The 19,836-nt window shown below is 67.2% G+C and carries 20 protein-coding genes and 1 pseudogene; 8 read left to right on the top strand and 13 right to left on the bottom strand.

The features are described from left to right. Positions 1-20: 20 nt before the first annotated feature. Complete coding sequence (locus ACFRJ8_RS00190) at positions 21-497, bottom strand: hypothetical protein (protein ID WP_377984154.1); 477 nt, start codon at positions 495-497, stop codon at positions 21-23. Between the two features lie 338 nt (positions 498-835). On the opposite strand from ACFRJ8_RS00190, the gene ACFRJ8_RS00185 reads away from it, so the two are divergent. Further along, on the top strand, positions 836-1,615 hold the full coding sequence (locus ACFRJ8_RS00185) for an SDR family NAD(P)-dependent oxidoreductase (protein WP_377984153.1): 780 nt from the start codon (positions 836-838) through the stop codon (positions 1,613-1,615). A 6-nt stretch (positions 1,616-1,621) separates the two neighbouring features. On the opposite strand, the gene ACFRJ8_RS00180 is transcribed toward ACFRJ8_RS00185, so the two are convergent. The 4 genes from ACFRJ8_RS00180 to ACFRJ8_RS00165 form a co-directional block, all read right to left on the bottom strand. After that, positions 1,622-2,281: a GntR family transcriptional regulator gene (locus ACFRJ8_RS00180; protein WP_377984152.1), complete on the bottom strand. Its 660-nt coding sequence runs from the start codon at positions 2,279-2,281 to the stop codon at positions 1,622-1,624. A gap of 103 nt (positions 2,282-2,384) precedes the next feature. Beyond that, a complete protein-coding gene (locus tag ACFRJ8_RS00175; protein WP_377984151.1) occupies positions 2,385-3,392 on the bottom strand; it encodes a transketolase family protein in 1,008 nt (335 codons plus the stop codon). Further along, positions 3,389-4,252: a transketolase gene (locus ACFRJ8_RS00170; protein WP_377984150.1), complete on the bottom strand. Its 864-nt coding sequence runs from the start codon at positions 4,250-4,252 to the stop codon at positions 3,389-3,391. The genes ACFRJ8_RS00175 and ACFRJ8_RS00170 overlap by 4 nt, the downstream gene beginning before the upstream one ends. A gap of 44 nt (positions 4,253-4,296) precedes the next feature. Further along, a complete protein-coding gene (locus ACFRJ8_RS00165; protein ID WP_377984149.1) occupies positions 4,297-5,634 on the bottom strand; it encodes an MFS transporter in 1,338 nt (445 codons plus the stop codon). A gap of 192 nt (positions 5,635-5,826) precedes the next feature. Between ACFRJ8_RS00165 and ACFRJ8_RS00160 the strand changes: the two genes are divergently transcribed. The 4 genes from ACFRJ8_RS00160 (at position 5,827) to ACFRJ8_RS00145 (ending at position 8,823) form a co-directional block, all read left to right on the top strand. Next, positions 5,827-6,651: a sugar phosphate isomerase/epimerase family protein gene (locus ACFRJ8_RS00160; protein WP_377984148.1), complete on the top strand. Its 825-nt coding sequence runs from the start codon at positions 5,827-5,829 to the stop codon at positions 6,649-6,651. A 99-nt stretch (positions 6,652-6,750) separates the two neighbouring features. Next, positions 6,751-7,524 carry an SDR family NAD(P)-dependent oxidoreductase gene (locus ACFRJ8_RS00155; RefSeq protein ID WP_377984147.1) on the top strand — a complete coding sequence of 258 codons (774 nt, stop codon included), beginning with the start codon at positions 6,751-6,753 and terminating at the stop codon, positions 7,522-7,524. Between the two features lie 19 nt (positions 7,525-7,543). Continuing rightward, positions 7,544-7,843, top strand: a complete 300-nt coding sequence (locus ACFRJ8_RS00150; RefSeq protein ID WP_377984146.1) for a DAK2 domain-containing protein — start codon at positions 7,544-7,546, stop codon at positions 7,841-7,843. Between the two features lie 98 nt (positions 7,844-7,941). Then, positions 7,942-8,823: a cytochrome c oxidase assembly protein gene (locus ACFRJ8_RS00145; protein ID WP_377984145.1), complete on the top strand. Its 882-nt coding sequence runs from the start codon at positions 7,942-7,944 to the stop codon at positions 8,821-8,823. A 10-nt stretch (positions 8,824-8,833) separates the two neighbouring features. On the opposite strand, the gene ACFRJ8_RS00140 is transcribed toward ACFRJ8_RS00145, so the two are convergent. The 4 genes from ACFRJ8_RS00140 to ACFRJ8_RS00125 all read right to left on the bottom strand — a co-directional run bounded on the left by ACFRJ8_RS00140 (position 8,834) and on the right by ACFRJ8_RS00125 (position 12,677). Next, a complete protein-coding gene (locus tag ACFRJ8_RS00140) occupies positions 8,834-9,967 on the bottom strand; it encodes a sulfite oxidase (RefSeq protein ID WP_377984144.1) in 1,134 nt (377 codons plus the stop codon). A 151-nt stretch (positions 9,968-10,118) separates the two neighbouring features. Further along, positions 10,119-10,973, bottom strand: a complete 855-nt coding sequence (locus ACFRJ8_RS00135; protein WP_377984665.1) for an SDR family oxidoreductase — start codon at positions 10,971-10,973, stop codon at positions 10,119-10,121. A gap of 10 nt (positions 10,974-10,983) precedes the next feature. After that, a complete protein-coding gene (locus tag ACFRJ8_RS00130) occupies positions 10,984-11,988 on the bottom strand; it encodes an aldo/keto reductase family protein (RefSeq protein WP_377984143.1) in 1,005 nt (334 codons plus the stop codon). 41 nt (positions 11,989-12,029) lie between these two features. Next, a complete protein-coding gene (locus tag ACFRJ8_RS00125; RefSeq protein WP_377984142.1) occupies positions 12,030-12,677 on the bottom strand; it encodes a hypothetical protein in 648 nt (215 codons plus the stop codon). Positions 12,678-12,966: 289 nt separating this feature from the next. On the opposite strand from ACFRJ8_RS00125, the gene ACFRJ8_RS00120 reads away from it, so the two are divergent. Then, positions 12,967-13,371 (top strand): YchJ family protein, encoded by a 405-nt coding sequence (locus ACFRJ8_RS00120; protein ID WP_377984664.1) that lies wholly within the window; start codon positions 12,967-12,969, stop codon positions 13,369-13,371. 26 nt (positions 13,372-13,397) lie between these two features. Here the strand turns inward: ACFRJ8_RS00120 and ACFRJ8_RS00115 are convergent, their stop codons facing one another. The 4 genes from ACFRJ8_RS00115 to ACFRJ8_RS00100 form a co-directional block, all read right to left on the bottom strand. Continuing rightward, positions 13,398-14,192, bottom strand: coding sequence for a hypothetical protein (locus ACFRJ8_RS00115; RefSeq protein ID WP_377984141.1), 795 nt, complete (start codon positions 14,190-14,192; stop codon positions 13,398-13,400). Positions 14,193-14,305: 113 nt separating this feature from the next. Continuing rightward, on the bottom strand, positions 14,306-16,273 hold the full coding sequence (locus tag ACFRJ8_RS00110; RefSeq protein WP_377984663.1) for an acyl-CoA dehydrogenase family protein: 1,968 nt from the start codon (positions 16,271-16,273) through the stop codon (positions 14,306-14,308). A gap of 147 nt (positions 16,274-16,420) precedes the next feature. Next, a complete protein-coding gene (locus ACFRJ8_RS00105; protein WP_377984140.1) occupies positions 16,421-16,759 on the bottom strand; it encodes a hypothetical protein in 339 nt (112 codons plus the stop codon). Between the two features lie 206 nt (positions 16,760-16,965). Then, the gene (locus ACFRJ8_RS00100; RefSeq protein WP_377984139.1) at positions 16,966-17,349 is read right to left on the bottom strand and encodes a PepSY domain-containing protein; all 384 of its coding nucleotides are present in this window, start codon (positions 17,347-17,349) and stop codon (positions 16,966-16,968) included. A gap of 183 nt (positions 17,350-17,532) precedes the next feature. Between ACFRJ8_RS00100 and ACFRJ8_RS00095 the strand changes: the two genes are divergently transcribed. Continuing rightward, positions 17,533-19,005: a DUF3375 family protein gene (locus ACFRJ8_RS00095; RefSeq protein WP_377984138.1), complete on the top strand. Its 1,473-nt coding sequence runs from the start codon at positions 17,533-17,535 to the stop codon at positions 19,003-19,005. A 2-nt stretch (positions 19,006-19,007) separates the two neighbouring features. Beyond that, positions 19,008-19,814, top strand: a pseudogene (locus tag ACFRJ8_RS00090) (DUF4194 domain-containing protein); the annotation flags it as partial. Between the last annotated feature and the right edge of the window lie 22 nt (positions 19,815-19,836).

The raw sequence follows: 19,836 nt of genomic DNA, 5'->3' as shown, positions 1-19,836 counted from the left end.
GTGGTTAGGGGCGCTGGGTGTCAGGGTTGGTCAGAATTTCTGCGCGAGGTCTGGTCGGAATCCCCGCGGGAGAGCTGCTCGTCGATCAGGTCGCGGATCTGGAGCAGGGTTTCCGGGGAGAGCCCGTCCAGCTGGCGGGCCGCGAAGTTGCGCACCTTGTTGACCCGCATCGAGGCCAGCAATTCCAGCTGCGCCTCCACCCGAGGCGGAAGCTCTTCGTCCCCGTCGATCAGGTAATTCTCGCTTACGCCGAAAAACTTGGCCAGATTCTGCAGGAGTTCGACCTTCTTGACGGCGGGCCCCGTGCCCGCTCGCATGTAATGCCACCGGGCCCGGGAGAGCGGCGTCCCGGCGGCGGACATGGCGTCCCGGACATCGGTGAACGTGACTTTTCGGCCCTCGGCTTCGGCGGTGTCCAGCAGGATGTTCAGCTTGCGGGCCAGGGCTGGACCCGGCGCGGGGGTCGGCTGGTGGTCGCTCACAGGGGCTTCTTTCATCGGACAATATTCATCAGGCGCGGGCTCGTCACAAAACGTCAGGCCGCCTGCGAGTCTAGCAGATTGGACATGTCCAATATTTTCCGGGTAGGCTCAGGGCGAGAAATTGGACGTGTCCAATTTCTCGTGTGCTGGGGCGGCAACAGCCCGCCCGGTACGTCGTGGTTCGGTCAGGAGTGTGCATTGGGGGGACGCCTGGCCGGGTCCCGGCGTGGCAACCGTTCCCGCCACGCCGCGCGCAGCGCCGGTCCGCGGGGCCGCCGGTCCTCTTGCCACCGGCCCTCCGCAAGAACATAGTTGAGGGAATTCACGAACTCCGCGGCACTAGGCAGGCAACCATGCTGAATATCGGGCTTCCGGAAAACGGCTTGCTTCACGGCAAGACCGCCCTGATCTACGGCGGCGGAGGAGCGGTTGGCGGGGCGGTGGCGAGGGCTTTCGCGGCCGACGGCGCCACGGTCCACATCGCAGGGCGGACCGAATCGCGGTTGCAAAAAGTAGCCCATGAAATTCGCGAGGCAGGCGGCACCGCCGAGACCGCCGTCGTCGACGCCTTGGACGAAGAGCAGGTGGATGCCTTCGTAAGCCGGGTGGCGAAGAAGAGCAAGAGGATCGATATCTCCTTCAACGTGATCTCGTTTGGCGACGTGCAGGAGCCACTCATGGAGATCGACGTGGATGATTTCACCCGGCCGATCGCCCTGGCCGCGCGTACGCACTTCCTTACCACCCGCGCGGCCGCCTCTTTCATGGTCAAGCAGCGCTCCGGCGTCGTGCTCATGTTCGGCGGCTCCGGTCCGCAGACTATCCCGGGCCTGGGCGGGTTCAAGGTGGCACTGGACGCGATGGAAGGGCTGCGCCGGCAGTGGGCCCTCGAGCTGGGAAAACACGGCATCAGGGTGGTCACCATGGTTACCGGCGGCATTATCGAAACCATCCCTTGGCAGGCCGAGGGCCGCGAGGAGATCGTGGTGGAGATTGCCAGGGCCGCGCACTTGAACCGCACGGCCACGCTGGCGGACGTCGGAAACGTGGCCTCCTTCATCGTCTCGGACAAGGCGGCGGCCATCACCGACGCGACCGTCAATATCTCCGCTGGCGCGATCGTGGACTACTGACGCCGGCTAGGCCACCAGGTTTGCTGCGGCAACATCCATGTGTTCGAGGACCGTTGTGCGGGCCAGTGTCGCGTTGCCGGTCTCGATCGCGGCGACAATGTCGTGGTGCCGGTCCACGCTCATGTTTTTGACGGCCCGTTCGATCCCGGCAAACATGATGGACATCCGAATGGAGCCCTCAAGCGACTCCCAGGAGTGCAGCAGGGTCTCGTTTCCGGTGAGCCGGCACAGCGTCCGGTGGAACTCGAGATCGGATTCAATCCGTTCCTCCAGGCTCGCCTCGGCGGCAGCGGCCATGGCATCGACGGCCGAGCGCAGGGACGCAATCACCGACGCCCGGTCCGGCAGCTCACACAGCGTCCGGACCGCGAGCGATTCCAGCGCTGCCCGGACGGAGAAAATGTCCCGGATTTCCTTGCTGTCCAGGTGCCGCACGGACAGCCGGCCGCGCGGTCCTGCCGACAGCAGTCCTTCCTGTTCCAGCTGGCGCAGGGCCTCGCGCAGTGTTCCCCGGCTGATCTGAAGCATGTCGGACAGTTCGGTCTCCACCAGGTGCCGTCCGGGCTCCAGTTCACCGCTCGTGATGGCCGTCCGCAGCGCGGATAGCGCCTGCTCGCGGAGGCTCTTCTTTTCCAGTCCGAGAAGCTGGGCTGTTGCTCCGGCCATTGGGTTGTCCTCACTGTCAGTGGTCAACTGTTTACAGTTGGTCTGTTAACAGTTGATGGTACGGCACGGACGCGGGACCGGCAGCTGCCGGCCCCGCGCGTCTTCAGGCAAGCTCGGCGAGCACCTTGGCGACGATCCTCTGCACCGAGAGTCCGTAGCGTTCGTGCAGGGTGGGCAGTGCGCCGGCGTCGAGGAACTCGTCTGGCAGCGCCACCGGCACCACTCGTTTGCCCAGGCCCGCGGTGACCACGGCGGAGGCGACAGTCTCGAACAACCCGCCCACCACGCTGTGGTTCTCCAGCGTCACCGCGAGGCGGTCGGTGTTCAGCTCGGCGAGGACAGTTGCGGCGTCGAACGGCTTGATGGTGGGGGCATGGACGACGGCGACATCCACGTGGTGCGCCGCCAGCGCCTCGGCCGCCTGAAGCGCCCGCATGGTCATCAGCCCGCTGGAGATGAAGACGACGTCGCGGCCCCCGCGCAGGACTTTGGCCTTGCCGAGTTCGAACTTGTAGTCGTACTCGTCCAGCACGGTGGGGACGTTGCCGCGCAGCAGGCGCAGGTAGGTGGGCCCTTCGCTGGCTGCCAGCTGCGGAACCGCCTGCTCGATGTCCAGCGAGTCGCAGGGGTCAACGATGGTCAGGTTGGGCATGCCGCGGAAGATCGCCATGTCCTCGGTTGCCTGGTGACTTGGGCCGTAACCGGTGGTCAGCCCGGGGAGCCCGCCGACGATATTGACGTTGAGGTTCGGCTCGGCGGCGTCCAGGCACAGGAAATCGTAGGCGCGCCGGGCGGCGAACACCGAGTACGTCGACGCGAAGGGGACCAGGCCCGTCTCGGCCAGGCCTGCGGCCGCGCCGAAGAGCAGCTGCTCGGCCATGCCCATCTGGAAGAAGCGTTCCGGGAAGGTCTGGGCGAAGATGTGCATGTCCGTGTACTTGCCCAGGTCCGCGGTCAGTCCCACGATCTTGTCGTTCTCCTGTGCGGCCTTGACCAGGGCGTGCCCGAACGGCGCGGACATGGTCTTCTGGCCCGGATCCGCGAAGGAGGCGATCATGGCCGAGGTCTTCAGCTTCGGGGCAGTGCCCTTCAAATTTGTGGCGGTGCTCATCGTGCAGCCTTTCCTTCGTAACCTGCGGTCAGTTCCTCGCGGCAGATCTGCCATTCGTGTTCCTCGATGCGCATGAAGTGCGCCTTTTCGCGCTGTTCAAGCAGCGGAACACCGCGGCCCACCTTGGTGTCGCACAGGATGACGGAAGGACGTCCGACGGCGGCGGCCTGGGCGGCTGCGTTGTCGAACGCGGCCAGCAGCGCGCCGACGTCGTTCCCGTCCACGCGCTGGGTGTACCAGCCGAAGGCTTCCCATTTCTCGGTAACGGGCTCGGTGCGCAGCACGGTGTCCGTCTTGCCGTCGGCCTGCAGGGCGTTGATGTCCACCATGGCGGTCAGGTTGCCGAGCTGGTGGTGGTGGGCGCCCATCGCGGCCTCCCACGTGGAGCCTTCGTCGAGTTCGCCGTCGGAAAGGAAGTTATAGACCCGGGCGGCCGAGCCCTGGTAGCGCAGGCCCAGGGCGGCGCCGACCGCGATGGACAGGCCGTGGCCGAGGGAGCCGCCGGAGATCTCCATGCCGGGGGTGTAGGTGGACATCCCGGACATCGGCAGCCGGGAATTGTCCGAGCCGTAGGTGTCCAGTTCCTGGACCGGGATGATTCCGGCTTCGGCGAGGGCGGCGTAGTGGCCGATCGCGTAATGGCCGGTGGAGAGCAGGAACCGGTCCCGGGCTTCCCAGTGCGGATCCTCGGCGCGGAACCGGAGCTGGTCCGCGTAGACCACGGCGAGCATGTCGGCCGCGCCGAGGGCCTGGCCGACGTAGCCCTGGCCCTGGACCTCGCCCATGGTCAGTGCGTGGTGCCGGATCCGGTACGCCGCGGCTGAAACACTGTCAATGCGTTCGCTGGGGGCGGTAGTCATAGTTTCCTGGGTGTCAGTCAGTTGAGCTTCTTCTGTGGCGGCCATCAGGCGTTCACCGCCTGCGGGGTGTTTTTGGTGGCCTCGTCCGCGAGCATGCGCTCGCGCTTGCCCCAGGTTTCACGGGTGGCGACGGCGGCCCACAGCCCGATTGCGGCGTAGGTGCCGAACAGCAGTGCCGGGCCCATCCAACCGAAGCTGACGAACAGCAGGGTGGTGATGAACGGGGTGAAGCCGGAGACCATGGCGGAGATCTGGTAGGCCAGCGAGGCGCCGGAGGCGCGGGTCTTGGCCTGGAAGAGCTCCGGGAACCAGGCGCCCTGGGCGCCGGCCAGGGAGTTCTGGCAGACGGCGTAGGAGATCACGAGGGTGGCGATGATGAAGACGAACAGGCCGGTGTTGACCAGCAGGAACATCGGGACGGCGAACAGGACGGCGAAAGCTGTGGACCAGATGTAGAGCGGCCGGCGGCCGATCCTGTCCGTCAGCCGGGCCCAGGCCTGGGTTGCGAAGATGCCGATGGCGGAGGCGATGCACAGGGCCACAAGTGTCTGGGACTTGTCGGCCAGGTGCTGGCTGTTCAGGTAGGAAATCATGTAGGTGATGGAGACGGCATAGCCGGCGGTCTCGGCGATGCGGAGGCCGATGCCCTTCACGATATTGCGCCAGCCGGTCTTGATGACCTCGACGATGGGTGACTTCACGATTGCGCCGCTGTCCTTGACCTCGTCAAAGACGGGGGACTCGGGAACCTTGGAACGGATGATGAGGCCGACGATTACCAGCACGATGCTGGCAAGGAAGGGAATGCGCCAGGCCAGTTCGCCGCCGAGGTTCACGCTGACCAGGAACACGAGGTTGGCCAGCAGCAGCCCGACCGGGAAGCCGGCCTGGACGATGCCGGTGTATTTCCCCTTTGACTTCCAGGGTGCGTGCTCGTAGCTCATCAGGATCGCACCGCCCCATTCCGCGCCGAAAGCCAGGCCTTGGACAATGCGGACGAATACCAGCAAAGCGGGTGCGAGCAGGCCGACCTGGCTGTAGGTGGGGAGCAGGCCGATCAGGAAGGTGGCGACGCCCATCAGGATCAGCGAGGCCACGAGGACGGGCTTGCGGCCGAGCTTGTCACCGAGGTGCCCGCCGATGATGCCGCCGATCGGGCGGGCCGCAAATCCCACGCCAAGCGTGGCGAAGGCGGCGAGAGTTCCCGTCACCGGATCGCCGGTGGGGAAGAACGCCGTGCCGAAGTACAGGGCCGCGGCCGTACCGAAACCGATGAAGTCATAGGTTTCGATCACGGCGCCGACGCCGGAGCCGATGGCGACGCGCCGGGCGTCCTTTGTGCCGTGCACCGGGCCCCGCATGGTGAGAGCTTCGTTGCTCATGTCAATCCCTTTCGAAGAGAGCTGCCGACGCTTCCGCACCGACACTGTCGACTGTTAACAGATGATACGCCAGTGTGACCCACGCCATAAGCAATGTCAACAGTCAACTTCAAAGGTTGACTGTTGACAGTCGAATTTGTAGTGTGGTCCATATCACCATCGCCCCAGGGCGCGACCAGAGGATCAACGACGATGTTCAACCCCCGACTCGGCTGCTCGTCCATCAGCTTCCGCCATCAGGACCTGCCCGAGGCCCTGCGCACCATCGCGGGCCTCGGCTTCGAGGAAATAGATCTCGGAGCCCTCCCCGGGGTGTGCGACCACGTTCCCTACGAGCTCGACGCCGGGGCCGTCGCCGCCGTGACGGCCGAGGTCGTAGCCTCCGGGCTGCGGGTCCGGTCGGTCAACGGCGACATCGGGGACCTGAACGCCGTGCTCGACGCCGACGCACAGGCAGCGCGGAACCGGCACCTTGACGCCCTCCTCACCCTGGCGGCCGGAACCGGCGCCAAGGCCTTGGTCCTGCCCTGCGGCGCCCTCGGCCACGATCCCGTCCGCAGCCTCGACGAGGACCTGGACACCGTTGCCGGGCAACTCATCGCCGCCAAGCAGCGGGCCGACGGGTTCGGCGTCGAACTCTGGACCGAATCACTGCACTTCCTCCGGTTCTCCTGGAACCTGGAGCGCGCGGAACTACTGGCCCGGCGGCTGGCCGGCTCAGGCGTCGGGATCGTCATGGACTTCAGCCATATCGTGGCCGCCGGCGAGGACCCGCTGGACTACCTCACACGCCACCAGGGCCGGATCGCCCACGTCCACCTCCGCGATGCCGTACCGGGGAACATCAACCTCAGCATCGGCAACGGCCACGCCGATTTCGCCGCCGGCCTGGCCGCCCTCGCCGCCGGCGGCTACACCGGCCACTTCTCCCTGGAGTTGGAGACCAGGGACGTCACCCACGGGGAACGCCCGGCCGCGGCCGCCAAGGCCGCCAGCTTCATCACAGACCTCATCTGACTATCGGTTGCTCCGTAGCGGCCGTTTTGAACCCTCAAAACGGCGCTTGTGGAGCAATCGATCCCATCAACAGACACCAACACCCAATCAAGGAGCATCATGAGCACCATCCAGCGCACCGCCGTCCTCACCGGAGCAACCTCGGACCGGGGCATCGGCATCACCACCGCCCGCCGCTACGCCAGCCAGGGCTGGGCCGTGGTGATCCTGGACCTCGACGGCGAGAAGTCCGCCAAGGTCGCAGCCGAGATCGGCAACGAGTTCAACGTTCCCGCGTTTGGCTACGAGGTCGACGTCGTCAGCGAGGACTCCGTGACAGCGGCGTACAACGCCGTGGCCGCCGAGGTCCGCTCCGGCAGCCTCCCCGCCGTCGGCGCCCTGGCCAACATCGCCGGCATCACGTCCCCGGTGCCGTTCCTCGAGACCACACTTGACCTCTGGAACAAGGTCATGGCCGTGAACGCCACCGGAACCTACCTGGTGACGAAGGCCTTCCTGCCGGACATGATCGCCAGCGGCTGGGGCCGGATCGTGAACATGTCCTCCGTCTCCGCCCAGCGCGGCGGCGGCGTCTTCGGCAAGGTCCCGTACTCCGCAGCCAAGGCCGCCATCCTGGGCTTCACCAAGGCCCTGGCCCGCGAAATCGGCAGCACCGGCGTGACCGTCAATGCCATCACCCCCGGCGCCGTGGACACCAACATCCGCGTAGGCAGCACCGAGGAACAGGAGGCGGCCATCAATGCCGGCATCCCGCTGGGCCGCAACGCCAGCACCGAGGAAATCGCAGCCGTCATCACGTTCCTGTCCTCCGAGGAATCCGCCTACCTCACCGGAACCACCATCGACATCAACGGCGGAAGCCACATCCACTAGCAGCCACCCTGTCCAGTAGGTGGACGCGCTGGTCCCGTTTGCCGAGACCTTCGGCCGGCTCGCCAGCGAAGGGGCTGGGGCTGATGCCGGCTGGGCCGAAGCGGCGCGGGAGGCTGCCGCCGCGGCGCAGGCCACCGCGGCCCTGCGCCCCTTGAAGGGACGGGCGCGGCCCCTGGCGGAAAAGAGCGTGGGGACGCCCGACCCCGGAGCCACGTCCGTGGCGATGGTGTTCACCGTGTTCGGTCCACACCTTGCCGGTGTGAATCTTGCCGGCGTGAATCTTGCAGGTGTGCGGCAGCCGGCCGGGGCACGCCCGTGAGCCCGGGAGCAGGGATCCGGCTGATTGTGGGCGCGGATGGCCGGGTCCTTCCAAGTTGAAGTCGGGGTCCTCCAAGGTAAGGCATCTAGCATGAGCCCGTGCCGCCCCTTGAAGTAGTCCTCACCGCCTGGCAGATCGACTGGGCCGCCGCTGCCCTGATGAGCGGCTCGGCGGTGCTGTATGGGCTGGGCCTGAAGGCCGCGGCGGCTCGTGGCCACCGCCACCCCGTCTGGCGGGCGCTGGCGTTCTATTTCCTGGGCCTGGGATTCCTGACCGTGCTGACGTGCGGCTTCCCCGGCGTCTACAGCGCACAGCTCCGGTGGGCCTTCACGCTCAAGATTTCCCTGCTGCTCTTCGTGGTGCCCCTGCTGATCGGGCTGGGCAAGCCGATCTCCCTGGCCCGGGTCGCGCTCCCGCCAGGGGGCGTTGACCGGCTGAACAAGGCGCTCGCACACCGTGCTGTGCGGCTGGCCGGCAACTCAATGGCCGCCCCGCTCCTTGGCCTCGCGCTCTTCTCCACCTTCCTCACGCCGGCGTTCTACACCCTCCGCGCAGCGCCGTGGGCCGAGGCGCTCCTGACCATCGGGGTCCCGCTGCTGGGCATGATGATGGCACTGCCGATCATCGAGGACGCAGACTTCCGCCGATCCAGCGCGTTCTTCATCCTGGAATTCGTGTTTGTGTTCATTGAGCTGCTGGTCGATGCCGTGCCCGGGATCCTGCTGCGCCTCAACGGCCAGGTCCTCGATCACGTCATAACCACACCGTCCGCGCTGGGCTGGTTCCCCGATGCCCTGCGCGACCAGCAACTGGCGGGGGACGTTCTGTGGTTCATCTGCGAAATTGTCGACCTGCCCCTGATCATCCTGATGTTCATCCGCTTCTCGCGCAGCGACAAGCACGAGGCCCGCGGCTTCGATGACCTTACGGACGAGGAACTGGACGAACTGAATGCGGAGCACCTGCGGCGCGGACGCTAAAGCACCCGCACTACTCGACGCTGACCCTGATCCGCTGCACCACGTTGTTGCCCATGCCCTGGTAGTTCCACTCCGGTTCCAGCGGCTGCACCGCGCCGCTGGCATCGGTGGCGCGGCAGGAGAGCTCGTGTTCGCCGGGATCCGCCACCCAGGGCAGCGACCACGCGCACCAGGCGAACGGCGCGGCCGGGTGCTCCAGATGGGCCGGGGCCCACTTTCCGTCGATTCCGACGTCGACGCGCTGCACGGCGCCCTGCCCGGACCACGCCCGGCCGGTCAGCATCACCGGTCCGCGGGGCAGGATCCGGCTCCGGGTGAAGAAGTCCGGGACGCCCGGGGGGACCATGAGCGAGCGGACCTTGATCCACGTGACCGGGGTGCCGGGATCGTCGGCATCCTGCTGGTAGCGGTACGCCACGGCCTGCTGGAACCCGACATAAGGCTTGGTCAGGACCCTGATCGAGGACAGCCACTTCACGCTCGCCATGCCGTACCAGCCGGGCACCACCAGCCGGAGCGGATAGCCGTGCTGCGGCGGCAGGTCTGCGCCGTTCATCCGGTAGGCGAGCAGGACGTCGGGCCGCAGGGCCTCACCGATCGGAAGGCTCCGGGCATACTGCTGGGGGACGCCGCCCTGGACGCCGGAGTCCGCCCCGGTGAACAGCACCTCGACGGCGTCGTCCTCCACACCGGCCTGGGTCAGCAGGTAGGCCAGCGGAACGCCGGTCCACATCGCGGTGCCGACTCCCTCTAGGACCCACGGCTGGCTCAACGGGCGCGGCCGTAGCAGGGACCGGCCGTTGCCGGCGCACTCCAGGGTGACCGGAAGGGTGATGCTCGGTGCCCGGCGCAGGGCCCGCATGCTCAACTCCACGGCCCGCTGCACCGCACCGCCGATCTGCAGATGCCAGTGCTCGATGTCGATGAAGGGGATGTCGAAGTGGGTGAGCACGTAGTGCAGTCCGGGCGGAGTGGTGTCGATCTGCAGGGCCTCGAGCGGCATGGAATGATTCCGCACGGCGAGCTGGAGCTCGTCCGCTGTCAGCGGGCCGTGGCTCGGCTCCCCGGAATGCGGCGCGAGTCTCCGGTCCTGCCGCCGCGGACTTTTCAGGACGCCGGAGTGTCTGGACATTTGCTTTGGCATGGCGTTGCGATTCTTCTCCGCACCGATTCTTCTGTTCGCCAGCCCGTTGCTGGCCGGTGTCACCTGAAATCAGGTCTACGCCGCAGCGCGGAAACCGTCAACACCGCGACAGGCCGGCCCGACATGTCCCGCGAGGACGCCGGCGGTCGGGCTACAGCGTGTGTGCCTCGGCCAGGAACTGCTCGAGGCTCAGCGGTTCGCGGCCCGTCAGCTCATGCACCGCCGACGTCGGCCCGGCCAGTTCGCCGGACGCGATGGCCGTGTACGTGCTCACCCAGGCGTCAACCTGCCACGGCGGCGCACCGTAGGCGGCGCGGGACGCGTAGGCCTCCTCCAGAGTCTCGTTGTGGAAGGTGATGGCCCGGCCGGTTCCGGCGGTCAGAAGCTCCGCGCCACGGGCCAGCGAGATGTTCTCCGGGCCCGTCAGATCATAGGTCCGTCCCACGTGCAGGGCCGGGTCCCGCAGCACGGTGACGGCCGAGCGGGCAACGTCCGCCCGCGCCACGGCCGCCATCACGCCGTTCCCGGCGGGGCCGCGGATGACGCCGTCTTCGCCGGCCAGCAGCGGCAGGAAGTCCAGGTAGAAGTTGTCCCGCAGGAACGTGTAGTCCATGCCGGAGGCTTTGATGCGCTCCTCTGTCGCGAAGTGGTCCCGGCCCAGGGTGAACGTGGAGTCCGGCGCCGCGCCGAAGAACGAGGTGTAGACGATGTGCTGGACGCCCGCTGCGGCCGCCGCGTCGACGAAGGCGTGGTGCTGCTGCAGCCTGTCCTCGGCCTCGGCGGCGGAGATCATGAACAGCGTTTTCGCGCCGACCAGCGCCGCCTTCGTCCGGTCCTGATCAGCGTAGGCGGTCACGAAGGGGACGGCACCTTCGAGCTCAGGTGCCCGGGCGGCGTCCCGCACCAGGAGCCGTTGCTCGCTTCCGGCCGCCGCCAGCAGCCTGGCCACCAGGCCGCCCAGCTGGCCCGTGGATCCGGTGACGGCGAGCTCGGGAGCGTTGGGCATAGACATGGGCCTAGGCCTCGCGGGAGGCGGGCGATTTGGTCTGCGCCGGGTCGCGTTCGGCCAGCGGGCCGATGACGGCGTCGATCTTGTCCATGATCACCGCGTCCAGCTTCACGCCCGCGGCCGCCACGTTCTTCTCGATCTGCTCCGGCCGGGACGCGCCCATGATCGCGGAGGCCACATTCTTGTTCTGCAGCACCCAGGCGATGCTGAGTTGCGCCATGGTCAGCCCGGCCTCCTCCGTTATCGGCTTGAGCTGCTGGACGCCGGTGAGGACCTCGTTGGACATCCAGCGCTCGATCATCCGCGAACCGCCCTTGGAATCCGTGGCGCGGCTCCCCTCGGGGGCCGGCTTGCCGGGGTGGTATTTGCCGCTCAGCACGCCCTGCGCGATCGGGGACCAGACGATCTGGGACAGGCCCAGCTCTTCCGACGTCGGAATCACCTCGGCCTCGATCACCCGCCACAGCATGGAGTACTGCGGCTGGTTGGAGATCAGCTGGAAGCCCAGGTCCTTGGCGAGGGCATGGCCATCGCGGATCTGGTTCGCCGTCCACTCGCTGACCCCGATATACAGGGCCTTGCCCTGCCGCACGATGTCCGCGAAGGCCTGCATGGTCTCTTCCAGCGGCGTCTCGTAGTCGTAGCGGTGGGCCTGGTAGAGGTCCACGTAGTCGGTCTGCAGCCGCCTGAGGGAGCCATTGATGGACTCCATGATGTGCTTGCGGGACAGGCCAAGATCGTTGTGGCCCTTGGGCCCGGTGGGGCCGAAGACCTTGGTGAAGACTTCCAGCGACTCCCGGCGCTCGTCCTTCAACGCTGCGCCGAGGACCGTCTCCGCCGCGGTGTTGGCGTAGACGTCCGCCGTGTCGAAGGTGCTGATACCGGCGTCGAGCGCGGCCCGGACGCACTGGGTGGCGACGTCGTTCTCAACTTGGGAGCCATGGGTCAGCCAGTTACCAAACGTGATTTCTGAAATCTTGAAGCCGCTGTTCCCGAGGTATCTGAATTCCATGGGTTCCAACGTAGCGGACTTGCCTGCCCGGGGTAAGGGCGTTAGCCGGCCTTGCGCTCCTGGGCCGGCTGTTTGGCCTTCCCGGCCGGCAGGCTGCCGCGCAGTGACACCAGGGAGCCGGTGTCCAGCAGGGACTTAGCCGCGGGCATTGGCGGCTTTTGGAACGCCCGCGGGACAGCGCCAAGTGTTCCGTTGGTGTCCGTGGCCGACTGCACGAGGGCTGAGACTTCCTTGATGTCCCGTGCCGGTGCCATGGGGTTGGGCAGGTCCCGGACGGTGACCCGGACGGCCGGGCTGGCGGCCCTGGCCCTTGCGGCAGCGCGGGCATCTGCCCGGGCGACGGCGGCCGCCCACTCGGGCGACAACGCCGGCTCCTTTTTGCCTGCATTCCGGGCAGGGGGGCGAGGCTTCTTCGTCGCGGCCGGGCGCGCGGGCTTTGTGGCCTTGACTGGCTTGACCAGGGGCCAATCATCCCGGGCCCGGTCTTCACGCACTGTATTTTCCCGTACAACGGGGTTTTCGCGGAGGAGCCCGGCGGCGGCCAGGACAATGACTGCCGCCAGCCGGCCGATCCCTGCGAGCACGAGGGTGGCGGCGAAGACCATAAAGAGACCGAGGAACATGACGAACGCCACGCCGAGGGTCCCGAAAAACGTCAGGTTCAGCGCAATGGTTGTGGGATCTTCCATGTCACCTCTCCTGGCCGGCCTGCTGCAGCGTGGTCCCTGCCGCAACCACGTGGCGGGCAGGAGCCCCCTTAACAATACGTACTTTTCCTTGGCCGCGTGCCGCCCCGGGCGGTCGCGGCGAAGATGTGTCGAAGCCGTTATCCGCGAACGGGGCACGGCCCCTGCGCCCCGGCGTCTATAGTCAAAGTCAGCCCCGCCGGCGTCGTCCGGCCCGCCGGAAGGACACCTTGTGACGCACGCCGCAGCAGCCGATTCCGAGCCCGCGGGCGCGTCCGGCTCGGACAGGTCCCTGAGCAGTCCGGCCTCACCACATGAGGGGAACTGCCCGTGCCTGTCCGGCGAGGCGTATGTCCACTGCTGCGGCCGGTTCCATCGCGGAGATGCCGAGGCGCCGACGGCGGAGCAGCTCATGCGCTCCCGGTACAGCGCCTTCGTGGTCCGGGACGCGGACTACTTGCTCCGGACGTGGCACCCGGACACGCGGCCCGTGGAACTGGAGTTCGATGCCGGCATGCAGTGGCGTCGCCTGGACATTATTTCCACCAGCCGGGGCGGCCCGCTGGACAGTGAGGGCGTGGTGGAATTCGCCGCGCACTACCGGCACGAGGGCGAACGCGGTGTGCAGCGCGAAGCCAGCCGCTTTGTCCGGGTGGACCGGCGCTGGTATTACGTGTCCGGCGTCGTTTCCGGCTGACGCCGCCGCGCCGGCGGTATCCCGGGCTAGCGGCGTGAGGGCGAGGAGTCCGCGGCCGAGGAGTCCGCAACAGGGTTCTCCTCGACCGTTGCCGGGGTGAAGCCTGCCCGGTCCACCTTGCGGTGGAAATGCATGCCCGCGAGGCCGCCCAGCACCGCACCCACCAAAGCCACCAGGGCCACGACAATCGCGGCGATGATGCTCAGGGTGTTCAACTGGCCCTCGTTGATCGGGATGCGCGGGAAGCTGTTCAGGTTTGCCAGGATGTTGAAGCGCTGCCCGGCAACCAGACCCAGCACGGCGACCACGATCGCCGCGATCAGGGCCCAGATCCAGACCATGAAGCCCTGCCTGGCGCCGTTGAAACGGGCCATCCGTCCGGCCACATAGCCGCCGCAGTAGTACGAGATCAGAAGGATCACCAGCAGCACGATGATGCCGGCCAGCCCGACCGTCTGGTTGCTTGAGGCCTGGTCTACGGCATCGTTCACATCGGTGTTGGTGGCCAGTCCGACGGCGGTGCCGCCGGCCGCAACCAGCGCGGTGAGCAGCACGGCCGTACCCGTGGCCGCCAACCAGCCGAAGAATGCCGAGCCGACTTGGATGCCGCCGAACTGTTCCTTCTCGCGGGCCACCACCGTTTGGCGCGTGGGGATCTCTTCCCCGGCGGTGTCGGCAACATTGTCGTGGCGGGGTGCGTCGTGGCGTGGTGCATCACGGACGGGGTCGTTGTGGCGGACTGCCGTAACTGGCCCGGCCGTGCGGTCTTCCTGCGTGGTGAGGCGTGTCGTCTTGTCGTCGGGGCCTGGAGTGCTGCTCATGAGGGTTGCTCACTTTCGCTGAATGACCGGGCACCGTAGGGGTGACAGTCTGGCGTCCACCTAACCACGGCGGTATCCAATTAGCAAGGGTGCTTACCATTTGTGTGGCGCCGTCAGCGGTACTTGCGGTGCAGGTCTTCCCGGACCGAGGCGCGCCGGCTGGCGTCCGCGATCCACGGACCGGTTCCCTCCGACTGGTCAAGGACACCCGCCTCCAGCCAGGCGTAGTCGCCGGCCAGAGTCTTGCGGGCCAGGGCGTGGTCGGCGTCGTCGGTATTCCGCCACAACCGGTCGAAATATTCGTCGACGCGAACACGGGCCTGTTCGCAGTAGGCCTCGGCGAGTTCGTACGCGGAGGCGCCGCGTTCCGGCTGCGTCCGCAGCAGCATCTCGGCCCGGGAACAGCAGGCCGCCATGGCAAAGAGCTCCGCACCGATGTCCACGATCCGGCCCAGGAAAGCCTGCTTGTGCTCAAGCTTCGCCTGCCAGCGGCCCATGCCGTAGAAGGTCTGCCGCGCCAGGCGCCGGGAGGAGCGCTCCACGTAGCGGAGCTGCTTGGCGAGCCGGCCGAAGTCGCTGTAGGACCGCGGATCCATGCCCGCGCCGGCCACGAGTTTGGGCAGCCACTTCGCGTAGAAGCCGGAGGCGCCGACGGCGGCTTTCGCCTTGTCCGATAGGCGGGCGTCCTCCGAGGCGAGGTCTCCCGCGGCCGCCAGGTGCGCGTCCACGGCTTCGCGGGCGATCAGCAACTTCATGATTTCCGAGGAGCCCTCGAAGATCCGGTTGATCCTCATGTCGCGGAGCTGCTGTTCCGCGGCGACGGCGCGCTCGCCGCGGGCTTCGAGCGAGTCCGCCGTTTCGAAGCCCCGGCCGCCACGGATTTGCACGAGTTCGTCAGCGATGAGACAGCTGATCTCCGTGGACCACAGCTTGGCCAGGGCCGCCTCGATCCGGATGTCCTTCTGCCCGGCGTCGGCCATTTCCGCGGAGAGTTCAAACACGGCGTCCAGGGCGAAGGCGCTGGCCGCGATGAAGGCGATTTTCTTGCCCACGGCCTCATGCTGGCCGATCGGCCGGCCCCACTGGGTGCGGGCGTTGGACCATTCACGGGCGATCTTCAGGCTCCACCGGCCCGTGGCGACGCACAGCGCGGGGATCGAGAGCCGGCCCGTGTTCAGCGTGGTGAGCGCGATCTTCAGGCCCTGGCCTTCCCGGCCCAGCCGGTTGGCGGCGGGGACCCTGACCTGATGGAAGCGGGTAACTCCGTTTTCGATCCCGCGGAGCCCCATAAAGGTGTTGCGGTTTTCCACGGTGATGCCGGGGGAGTCCATCTCCACCACGAACGCGCTGATGCCACCTTTGTGGGCGGTGCCGTCCGGATCGGTGTGCGGCGGCACGAGGGCCATCACCACGACGAGTTCGGCGATGACGCCGTTTGTGGTCCACAGCTTGACGCCGTCCAGGACGTAGGACTCGCCGTCGTCGGAGAGGACAGCTGTGCTGCCCATCCGGGCGGGGTCGCTGCCGACGTCGGGCTCGGTCAGCAGGAAGGCGGTGATGGCTCCGGCCGCGCAGCGGGGCAGGTATTCCCGTTTCTGTGCAGCGGTGCCGAATTCCTTGACCGGCTCCGGGACGCCGATCGACTGGTGCGCGGACAGCAGGGCGCCGAGGCTGGGGTGCACCGATCCAAGCAGGCCCAGTGCACGGCCGTAGTACACGAGGGTCAGGCCCAGCCCGCCGTATTCGCGCGGAATCTTCATGCCGAAGGCGCCGAGCTCGGCGAGCCCCTTGAGATAGTCGTCCGGGATCCGGTCGTCCCGTTCGATGGCCCGCCCGGACATCGTCCGGCAATAATCGGTCAGCCGGGCCATGAAGGCCTCGCCGCGTTCGACGTCGTCGGCGGGGGCTTCGGGCCACGGGTGGATCAGGCTCAAATCGAAGCTGCCAAGGTAGAGGCCCTTCGCGAAGCTGGGCTGCTTCCAGCTGGTCTCACGGGCGGCCTCGGCGATGGCCCGGGCGTCGGCGGCCGTCGCGTCGGGGCCGATGTGGTCCGGCGCCCCGGCGGTCTCCGGCGCCGGCACGCCCGGCGTCGCGGTGCCTGGTGTTAGGGAGTCGGGTGTAGGAGAGTCGGGTGCGGTGGCGGGGTCTTCAATGGCGGAGCTCACTGGGCATCTCCTCTAACCGGGTGGCCGGCTCGAGCCCTGGATCCGCCGCGGGTGGTGGACCCTTCAGCTGTCCCGCAATACTACTCGCGGGTAAGTGCCTGTGCTAGGGGAAGCCTGACCCGGATGGTCGGGCCGGAAGTCCGCGCCAAAGTCGACCTGGAATTCGGCGGGTAACTCCACGGTTGAGGCGTGGTGGACCAGCCGGTCCCAACCGTGGTTGATGCCGTGAACCAGGCCAACCACCGCGCCGGCTACGAGGTACCAGGCGAGCCGGCCCACGCCGACCAGAACCATGGCCGCGAACGCGGACACCATCATGAAGGCGGCGATCACCAGGGCGAACACGAGGGTTCCAATCACCACCATCGTGCCCGTTTCCACTGCGCTTAGGTCGAACTGCATTCTTCCCCCTGCACCATCGCTTCGGTTTGAACCAGTAGCCAGAGCGTAGGGTGCAGGAGACGTGCTGAACTAGGGTCCCGTGGCCGATCTTGCCCTCTTGATACGGGATCGAAATGCTACCGGGGCGTAGGTCACGGCACGGTCGCGGCACCCTCACCAATCCCGGGTGTCGCACCGGACGTCAATGCCAGGAATGCTGCCCTGTGTCAGTCCTCGTCGTGTTCAGGGGCGCTCTGGCTCACCACCTGGAAGTCCGCTCCGAGGGCAACGTCCACCTGGGTCCCGTCGTTGAGTCGGACCTCGACCTCATACGCCGCGCCGGACTCGTCGTCGCGCTCCACTTCGGTGACGCTGCCTTGGCCAACCTTCGCCAGTGCGGCGCTGGTTGCCCTGGCGCGGTCGGCGTCAGTGAGCGCCGGTCCGTCGGAATCGTCACCAAGGGCAAGTTTCCCGATGCTGGCTGTCAGGTCATCCGGACTCAGGGACGGAAGATCCCGGGCCTGTTGGGTTGCCCCGACCGCAATCGAAGCTCCCCCCAGCACCACTGCTGCAGAGGCCGCCCCCGTGATCCACATCGTTCTCTTCCGCATGATCGTCTCCCTTCAGCTGGTCATTCCAGTTTGCTCCGACATAGGGGAGCGCACAACGATGAATGCGGCAGGGGCTCTGCGTTAACGGCTGGGGGCCTGCGTTAACCTTGTAGCTGGCAGTTTTTCGATTCCGCTGCCCCGCAGCACCACCCCAACCATCCCCCGGCAGCCGAAGGAGAGTGCGTGTCCCGCTCCGCCGTGTCATCAGCCGACGCCATCAGCGCCCGGCTCCGGGACCTTGAGCTCCTCACCAAGGGACCTGCCTGGGCGCTGACGCGCTCGGCGCCGTGGGTGATCGCCGTGCTTCAGGCCTCCTTCACCCGCACCCGCGCCCAGCTGCCGCTGGAGCAGTTCCACGCCGACGTCGACGCCTTCCTCGAGCAGCTCCGCCGGCAGGACCCCGGCACGGGAGAGCAGCAGGGCGGCCCGGCCGGCGGCGCGCTCTCGGGAAAAAAATATGCGGACGAATGGACGCGCAAGAACTTCCTGACGCGCCGGAACCAGTCCGGCCAAATCGTCTACGAAGTCACCGAGCCTGCTGCCCGCGTCCTGGCTTTCCTGGACAGCCTCTCCAGCGAGCGGTCCACGCTGAACGGCTCCCGGCTCGGCACACTGCTCGGCGACGTGGAGAAGCTCGCCAACGAGACCAACCCGGACCAGAGTGCACGGATTGAATCCCTCGAAGAGGAGATCGACGAGCGCCGCCAGCTGATGGAGGACATCAGCTCCGGGGACTTCGACGGACTGCTCGACGACGACGAGGCCGTGGAGGCCGCCGGCAACATCCTCGATCTCGCCGCCAGCCTGCCCGCGGACTACAAGAAGATGCGTGACCGGATTGAGGAGCTCGTGGGGGAGCTGCGCAACCAGATCATCGAGGAATCCCTCAGCAAGGGCGCCACCATGGCCCAGGTCCTCGAGGCCGACAAGCGGCTGCGGCAAAGCCCCGAAGGCCGGACGTTCCGGTCCTTCACCGCGTTCCTGGAGGACCCGCAACAGCAGCTGAGGTTCCGGTCGGCGATCGGCGAGGTGCTGAGCCGGCAGTTCGCGGATGAGCTCAGCCACGACGAACGCGAGACCCTCAAGAACCTCGTGGCCGAACTCCGCAGCCAGCACAGCCAGATCCAGAGGATCTACGGCAAACTCAGTGAGAGCCTCAACACCTACGTCCAAAGCGACGACTTCCGGCAGTCGGTCCGGCTCCGCAAGGTCCTGCGGGAGGCCGAGCAGGCGATCCGTTCCCTCCCCTACGAGCGCGAACGGCCCGGCCTGGTCCGCGGCCCGGTGTTGTTCAGTGCCGGCTTCGAATCTCTGGCCATGGTCAAGCTCTTCGACCCGGACGAATTCGCCGCCCCGCCCAAGCTGGCTGACCCCATCGCGTTCTCCGACTCGGACCGGGCGCGCTCGCCCCGGACCGCCAAGGCCAAGCCGGAAGCCATCCGCGCCGCGCTCGCGGGGGCCACCACCCTGACCGAGGCCTGGGCGCAGCTGCCGGCCGGGGAACGCCACATCAACTCCATCCGGGCCCTGCTGTCGCAGACCCTCCACGACGGCGCCGGCTTCGACCGCGGCGCCTGGGGCCCCATCGAATTCGAACAAATCGACGGCACCACCCGCACCGCCTACCTGCCCGTCGTCACGCTCGCGAAGGATTGACCATGACTGAAGAGACTGCGACAGAGACTGCGACAGCGGATCTACCGCCCGCGGACAACGACGGCGGCCACGTCCGTAGCGACCCCTTTACCGTCACTCCCCGGGACACGTTCGTCGACGGCGCCGCCCTCTTCCCGGGCGACACCGGCGTGCTCCCGATGAAAGTCCGCCAGGCGCTCGTGAAGCTGCTCAAGGGCCCATACATCGACGGCGGACGCGACGAAAAACTGTGGACCACGCTCCTGGACAACCAGCTGATCCTGCGCAGCCGCCTCTCCGAGCTTTTCCTCACGCTGCAACTGGACCACGAACGCAAGGTGGCTGTCCTGCGCCCCGTGGACCCCGAGGCGATCGGCGGCAGCACCCGTTCCAGCATCCTGCGCCAGCAGCGTGCCCTGAGCCGGGTCGAAACCATCGTCCTGCTCCGCCTGCGCCTGCTCCTGGACCGCCACGTCACCGCCCAGACAGACCCCACGATCACGCGCGAGGAAATCGCCGAACTCGTCGCCCACTACCAGCCCACCGGCCAGCAGGATGCCCTGCGGGATGCCGACGTCGTCAATCGCGCCATCACCAAGCTCCTGGCCCGCCAGCTCCTCCTCACCACGGGCCTGGACGAGGTCTACACCATCTCCAACGCCCTCCCCCTGGCCCTCCCGTTCGAAAACATCGGCGACATCCCGGCCCAAATCGAAGCCCTCATCGCGGCCAGCACCGACCCGTCAGGCACCGAGCCACTCCTAGAGCTCGACGCAGACACCGTGGCCACGGGGGATTCCGAAGACGACGCAGACAATGAGCCGGCCAGCGACGACGACGGCTATGTCGCCA

Origin of the sequence: Arthrobacter sp. NPDC056886 (genome assembly GCF_042788715.1) — a bacterium.
Taxonomy (GTDB): domain Bacteria; phylum Actinomycetota; class Actinomycetes; order Actinomycetales; family Micrococcaceae; genus Arthrobacter.
This window is presented reverse-complemented; position numbering and strand designations above follow the sequence as displayed.

What these genes read in the sequence shown, in the direction of transcription:
- ACFRJ8_RS00175 (WP_377984151.1), bottom strand. Translation starts at nt 3,392, where the DNA reads ATGAGCACCGCCACAAATTTGAAGGGCACTGCCCCGAAGCTGAAGACC.
- ACFRJ8_RS00190 (WP_377984154.1), bottom strand. Translation starts at nt 497, where the DNA reads ATGAAAGAAGCCCCTGTGAGCGACCACCAGCCGACCCCCGCGCCGGGT.
- ACFRJ8_RS00160 (WP_377984148.1), top strand. Translation starts at nt 5,827, where the DNA reads ATGTTCAACCCCCGACTCGGCTGCTCGTCCATCAGCTTCCGCCATCAG.
- ACFRJ8_RS00135 (WP_377984665.1), bottom strand. Translation starts at nt 10,973, where the DNA reads ATGCCCAACGCTCCCGAGCTCGCCGTCACCGGATCCACGGGCCAGCTG.
- ACFRJ8_RS00185 (WP_377984153.1), top strand. Translation starts at nt 836, where the DNA reads ATGCTGAATATCGGGCTTCCGGAAAACGGCTTGCTTCACGGCAAGACC.
- ACFRJ8_RS00170 (WP_377984150.1), bottom strand. Translation starts at nt 4,252, where the DNA reads ATGACTACCGCCCCCAGCGAACGCATTGACAGTGTTTCAGCCGCGGCG.
- ACFRJ8_RS00165 (WP_377984149.1), bottom strand. Translation starts at nt 5,634, where the DNA reads ATGAGCAACGAAGCTCTCACCATGCGGGGCCCGGTGCACGGCACAAAG.
- ACFRJ8_RS00180 (WP_377984152.1), bottom strand. Translation starts at nt 2,281, where the DNA reads ATGGCCGGAGCAACAGCCCAGCTTCTCGGACTGGAAAAGAAGAGCCTC.
- ACFRJ8_RS00155 (WP_377984147.1), top strand. Translation starts at nt 6,751, where the DNA reads ATGAGCACCATCCAGCGCACCGCCGTCCTCACCGGAGCAACCTCGGAC.
- ACFRJ8_RS00125 (WP_377984142.1), bottom strand. Translation starts at nt 12,677, where the DNA reads ATGGAAGATCCCACAACCATTGCGCTGAACCTGACGTTTTTCGGGACC.
- ACFRJ8_RS00140 (WP_377984144.1), bottom strand. Translation starts at nt 9,967, where the DNA reads ATGCCAAAGCAAATGTCCAGACACTCCGGCGTCCTGAAAAGTCCGCGG.
- ACFRJ8_RS00100 (WP_377984139.1), bottom strand. Translation starts at nt 17,349, where the DNA reads ATGCGGAAGAGAACGATGTGGATCACGGGGGCGGCCTCTGCAGCAGTG.
- ACFRJ8_RS00115 (WP_377984141.1), bottom strand. Translation starts at nt 14,192, where the DNA reads ATGAGCAGCACTCCAGGCCCCGACGACAAGACGACACGCCTCACCACG.
- ACFRJ8_RS00130 (WP_377984143.1), bottom strand. Translation starts at nt 11,988, where the DNA reads ATGGAATTCAGATACCTCGGGAACAGCGGCTTCAAGATTTCAGAAATC.
- ACFRJ8_RS00105 (WP_377984140.1), bottom strand. Translation starts at nt 16,759, where the DNA reads ATGCAGTTCGACCTAAGCGCAGTGGAAACGGGCACGATGGTGGTGATT.